We start from the raw sequence: 6,094 nt of genomic DNA on the forward strand, positions 1-6,094 counted from the left end.
GCTGAACCAGAGTTGATTTGTCGATTTACAACATTTACATCTTACCATGTTTCCTATAAGCTTGCAATTATCTTTTTAAATTTCTTGTGGGATTTTTTTTGCCAAAAGAAACATCTTGGAAATCTTTAAAAAATTGTTGGTTATTTTTGGTTTTTCGCAAGAAACGAATCAATTGTTCCGTATATTCTAATGAGTCGCCAATCATATGCTTACGGAGTTTCCAGATTTCTTCTAGCTGATCGCTATCCATCAATAGCTCTTCTTTACGAGTACCTGATTTTTTGATGTCGATGGCAGGGAAAATACGTCGCTCTGATAATTCACGTGAGAGTTGTAATTCTAAGTTCCCTGTACCTTTGAACTCTTCATAGATGACATCATCCATCCGACTACCAGTATCAACTAATGCCGTAGCCAAAATCGTCAAGCTACCGCCTTCTTCAATATTTCTGGCAGCACCAAAGAATTTTTTCGGTTTGTACAATGCAGCAGGATCGATCCCGCCACTCAATGTACGACCGCTTGGTGGTACTACTAGATTATAAGCACGCGCCAAGCGAGTGATACTGTCCATCAAGATGACGACATCCCGTTTATCTTCAACTAAACGCATGGCACGCTCTAAAACTAATTCAGACACTCGCGTATGGTTTTGTGGTTGGAGATCAAATGTCGAAGATACCACATCCCCTTTGACACTACGTTCAAGATCGGTTACTTCTTCTGGTCTTTCGTCGATCAATAGGACGATCAATTCCACTTCTGGATGATTTTCAGTGATCCCATTAGCGATTTCTTTTAAGATGGATGTTTTTCCTGCTTTCGGCGGCGCAACGATCAACCCACGTTGTCCAAAACCAATTGGCGAGAAAATATCGATCATACGAGTTGCAATTTGTTGCGGTGTCGTTTCTAAGCGAAGCTGCTTCTCTGGATAAAGAGGCGTCAATGCTGGAAAATGCGGGCGCTCTTTCGCATCTTCCGGGTCTCTCCCGTTAACACTCTCAACATGCATCAATCCGTAATAACGTTCTGATTCTTTAGGTGGTCTCGCTTTACCAGCTACTTTGTCACCATTTCTTAAACTAAAGCGACGAATTTGGGAGGCAGAGATATAAATATCTTCGACACTTGGACCATAGTTGATTGGACGCAAAAAACCATAGCCGTCTTGTCCGACGATATCTAAAATGCCCTCCATATAATAAAAGCCTTGTTTTTCCGCCTGAGCTCGAATAACAGCTAAGGATAATTCCTTTTTGTTCATCTTACTGTAATAAGGAATCTTGAATTCTTTTGCATAACTGTAAACATCTTTTAGTGTTTTGTTTTCCAGTTCGGCCATTGTCAAATAATCGCTCATTCGGCTTCCACTTCCTCCACCATTTTGATACTTGCTCCGATTGCTGTTAGTTTTTCGATGATATGATCGTATCCGCGCAGAATATAATCGACATTATAAATCGTGGTCGTTCCTTCTGCCATCAATCCAGCAATAACTAAACAAGCACCTGCACGCAAATCTGAAGCAACGACCTCAGCGCCATGAAGTTTATTTGGCCCATTCAGGATGATCATATTGCCTTCTACCGAAATATCAGCACCCATTCGTGCTAATTCAGGGACATGGTTCACTCTTTTGGAATAGATCGTATCCACGATTTCAGCTGTTCCTGTGGTCATCAATAATAAAGGTGTCAACGGTTGTTGTAAGTCTGTGGCAAAACCTGGATACGGATAAGTCATCACATTCGCAGCTTTTAAATTTTTTGAAGGATAGACTTCGATCTCGTCTTCACTGATTTTCATGCTCACACCGATTTCTTGAAGTTTAGCAATAAAACTTTCAAGATGCTCATAGATCACATTCTTGATTTTCACGCCATTTCCTGCGGCAGCAGCTACAGCCAAATAAGTCCCAGCTTCGATACGGTCAGGGATCATGAAGTGACGGCAACCATGTAATTCTTCTACCCCTTCAATACGGATAACATCAGTACCTGCTCCCCGGATCTTGGCACCCATATTATTCAATAATGTCGCAACATCGATGATTTCAGGTTCACGCGCCGCATTTTCGATCGTCGTCTGTCCTTTTGCTTTCACTGCTGCTAACATGATATTGATCGTTGCACCAACAGAAATCACATCCATAAACACACGATTTCCATGAAGCGTTTTGTTTTCTGTTCGTAGGTACATCGCGCCATGTTCATTTGTTACTTTTGCTCCTAACGCTTCAAATCCTTTGATATGAAGGTCGATCGGACGTGGACCAAGGTAACAGCCACCTGGTAAGCCAACAACTGCTTCGCCAAATTTGCCCAATAATGTGCCCATAAAATAGTACGAAGCACGCAAGCTATTGATCTTTCCGCTTGGCATCGGTACTGAAACGACACCACGTGGATCGATTTCTAATACATTGTTTTCAAAACGGACAGTCGCGCCCATGATTTCTAAAATTTCTATCAATGAATGAACATCTTGAATGTCAGGTACACCTTCCAAGATTACAGGAGAATCTGCTAAAATCGCTGCTGGTATCAAGGCAACTGCACTATTTTTAGCACCACTGATCGTTACTTCACCAGTCAATGGACGATTTCCTTCGATGATTATTTTTTTCATTTGTTCCCCACCTTGTTTATTCCTCAAATTTTATACATATGCTTGTATTTTATCATAGATGAAACGAAGAAACGAGTATCGTTCCTTTTATTTAAATAAAAAAAGAGAACAATCGCCGGATCGGCACATTGTTCTCTTCTATCAGTTATCTCGTTCGATCTAACTTTAATCGATTATGCTTTGTTAGCAGAACCGAACCAGTCGATATGAGATTCAGCATCTTTAACGATTGCTGCTTTACCTGGTGCTAATAATTTACGAGGGTCAAATCCTTTACCTTCGCGGTCTTTACCAGCTTCGATATATTCACGAGTTGCTGCAGCAAATGATAATTGGAATTCAGTGTTCACATTTACTTTAGAAATACCCATTGAGATAGCTTTTTCGATTTGATCTTGAGGAATACCAGATCCGCCGTGTAATACTAAAGGTACATCTGAACCTACAGCATCAGCAATTGCTTGTAAGTGATCAAATGCTAATCCGCTCCAGTTTTCTGGATATTGACCGTGGATGTTACCAATACCACATGCTAAGTAGTCAATACCTGTTGCTACCATTTGTTTACATTCTTCGATGTCTGCTAATTCACCTGTTCCGATGATTCCATCTTCTTCTCCACCGATTGAACCAACTTCACACTCAACTGAGATTCCTTTAGCATGAGCTCTTTCAACAACGTCTCTAGCTAATTTCAAGTTTTCTTCGAATGGTAAATGAGAACCATCGAACATAACTGAAGTATAGCCAACTTCGATACATTCTAATGCAGCATCGTAGTCACCGTGGTCTAAATGGATTGCCACTGGAACAGTGATGTTCATTGATTCAACTAAATTAGTGATCATGTCTTTACATACTTTGTAACCACCCATGTATTTAGCTGCACCCATTGAAGTTTGGATAAGTACTGGTGCTTTTTTAGCTTCAGCTGCTTCTAAGATCGCTTGAGTCCATTCTAAGTTGTTTGTGTTGAACCCGCCGACAGCATAACCGCCTTTACGAGCAGCTTGTAAAAATTCAGCTCCTGATACTACTGGCATAATAAATTCCTCCTAAATTTTGTGAAAACTAAATTTGTTAAGATGATCCTTAACCAACGAACCTATTTTACCAAACATTTCACTAGTTTTCTACTAAAATCAATAAAAATGAAAATTTTCAAGACGCTTTTTTCATTAAATAAACAGAATCTCCTGAAATATCGTAGGCAAAAGGTTCTCTACGAACATTTTAATTATTTATTAATAACAATTCTAATAATTTGACATCGTCTGTTTTTTGACGATCGACTCAAATCATCTTTTTATTTTGATTCGCGTTCTGTTAATGAAGCACCCACAAACGCTTTGATCAATTTCTGTGGACGGTTCGGGCGTGAAATCAATTCTGGATGGAATTGACAACCAACAAAGAATTTCTTCTCTGTGATCTCAACGATCTCAACCAAACGATTGTCTGGAGATACACCTGAAAAGACCAAGCCATGTGCTTCAAATTGTTGACGGTATTTGTTGTTGAATTCATAGCGATGACGATGACGTTCTTGGACAACTTCTGCCCCATCATAAGCTGTAGCAGTGGTCGTGCCTTTTTTGACTTTACATGGGTAAAGCCCTAAACGTAATGTCCCACCAAGATTTTCAACGTTCTCTTGATCTGCCATCAAGTCGATGATGTTGTTTTTCGTTTCTGGGATTGTTTCCGCTGAAGCAGCATCTTCTAACCCTACGACATTACGTGCAAATTCAACACACGCCATTTGCATCCCTAAACAAATCCCTAAGAAAGGTACATCATTTTCACGAGCATAACGAATGGCTTCGATCTTGCCTTCGATGCCTCGGTCACCAAAACCACCTGGTACTAAGATCCCATCTGCATCTTTCAACCGTTCATCTACGTTTTCACTCGTTAATTCATGTGCTTTGACCCAATCCAATTCGATATCCGCATCAAATGCAAAGCCTGAATGTTTCAATGCTTCCACCACCGAGATATACGCATCAGGTAATTCAACATATTTTCCTACTAAAGCAATACGAACTTTTTTCTTCAAGTTCAAGACACGATTTTCTAATGCTTTCCATTCCGTCATGTCTGCTTCTGGTGTTGAAAGCTTCAAATGATCACAAACGATTCGATCCATTCCTTGTGATTGCAATAACAACGGAATCGAATACAATGTATCCACATCTGGCGATTCGATCACCGCTTCTGGTTCAACATCACAAAATTGTGCCAATTTATTTTTGACATCTTGGGATACAGGTTGTTCTGTACGCACGACTAAGATGTTTGGTTGGATACCTAATCCACGTAATTCTTTTACGCTGTGTTGTGTTGGTTTAGTTTTCATTTCACCAGCCGCTTTTAAATAAGGAATCAACGTTGTATGGATATACATCACATTGTCAGAGCCAACATCAGCTTTCATTTGACGCAACGCTTCTAAGAATGGTAGTGATTCGATATCCCCAACTGTGCCGCCGACCTCTGTGATAATGATATCTGAGTCAGTCATTTTAGCTGCACGCATGATTTTTTCTTTGATTTCATTCGTAATATGCGGAATCACTTGGACAGTTGCACCTAAGTACTCCCCTTTACGTTCTTTACGTAAGACTTCTGAATAAATTTTTCCTGTCGTCACATTGGAGTATTTGTTCAAGTTGATGTCAATAAAACGTTCGTAGTGGCCTAAGTCCAAATCCGTTTCTGCCCCATCATCTGTAACGAAAACTTCTCCGTGTTGGTATGGACTCATTGTTCCTGGGTCCACGTTGATGTATGGATCAAATTTTTGGATCGTTACTTTCAATCCACGATTTTTCAACAAACGGCCTAAAGATGCTGCTACGATCCCTTTACCAATCGATGAAACCACGCCGCCTGTCACAAAAATGTATTTTGTCATATGTTCAAAAACTCCTTCTTGTTTTATCTGCAGGAAAAGTCTAAGAAAATAAATAAGGCTCCCTATCCTTCTAAAGAATAGGGAGCGTTGATTTCTGTAAACTTCTGACCCTCTAAAAGGGTGCCCAAGGTGTATATTACAAGCTATCTAAACGAAAGTCAAGTATTCAATTGTGTTTAAACCTACTTGACGGATAAAAGCACTTCCACTTACGTCAATACATTAAGTCGTATGAAGCGGATTAAAAATAGTGGAAGAAAATATTACTATATATATATCAAAATAGATAGATCAAAAAATCTTACAAGCGAGCAAATGATCGCTTTATAGGAAAAAATTTTGTTTGGATGGTACCCTTTTTACTCCTTCCCATACTATATCAAAGCAGGTAATGGGAGAGTTTTTTCAGTGTTCACTACAAACGAGCCACAAGACCAAAAAATTCACACTCAAGTGATGAAGAAAAAAAGTGTCTGGGACATTAGTCTTCTGGTACCACCTAAAACCGAATAAACGGCGGGAACAAAAGTAACCTCTTCGGAAATA

The 6,094-nt window shown here is 39.7% G+C and carries 4 protein-coding genes; all 4 read right to left on the reverse strand.

Annotated elements, in window-relative coordinates:
- Nucleotides 1-67: 67 nt before the first annotated feature.
- Nucleotides 68-1,363, reverse strand: a complete 1,296-nt coding sequence (gene rho / locus CUS89_RS02445; RefSeq protein WP_010736060.1) for a transcription termination factor Rho — start codon at nt 1,361-1,363, stop codon at nt 68-70.
- Nucleotides 1,360-2,631 (reverse strand): UDP-N-acetylglucosamine 1-carboxyvinyltransferase, encoded by a 1,272-nt coding sequence (locus tag CUS89_RS02450; RefSeq protein ID WP_104870902.1) that lies wholly within the window; start codon nt 2,629-2,631, stop codon nt 1,360-1,362. The genes rho and CUS89_RS02450 overlap by 4 nt, the downstream gene beginning before the upstream one ends.
- 173 nt (nt 2,632-2,804) lie before the next feature.
- On the reverse strand, nt 2,805-3,674 hold the full coding sequence (locus tag CUS89_RS02455; RefSeq protein ID WP_104870903.1) for a class II fructose-bisphosphate aldolase: 870 nt from the start codon (nt 3,672-3,674) through the stop codon (nt 2,805-2,807).
- A gap of 263 nt (nt 3,675-3,937) precedes the next feature.
- On the reverse strand, nt 3,938-5,548 hold the full coding sequence (locus CUS89_RS02460; RefSeq protein WP_104870904.1) for a CTP synthase: 1,611 nt from the start codon (nt 5,546-5,548) through the stop codon (nt 3,938-3,940).
- Nucleotides 5,549-6,094: the final 546 nt, after the last annotated feature.

Origin of the sequence: Enterococcus mundtii (assembly GCF_002947535.1) — a bacterium.
GTDB lineage: Bacteria > Bacillota > Bacilli > Lactobacillales > Enterococcaceae > Enterococcus_B > Enterococcus_B mundtii_B.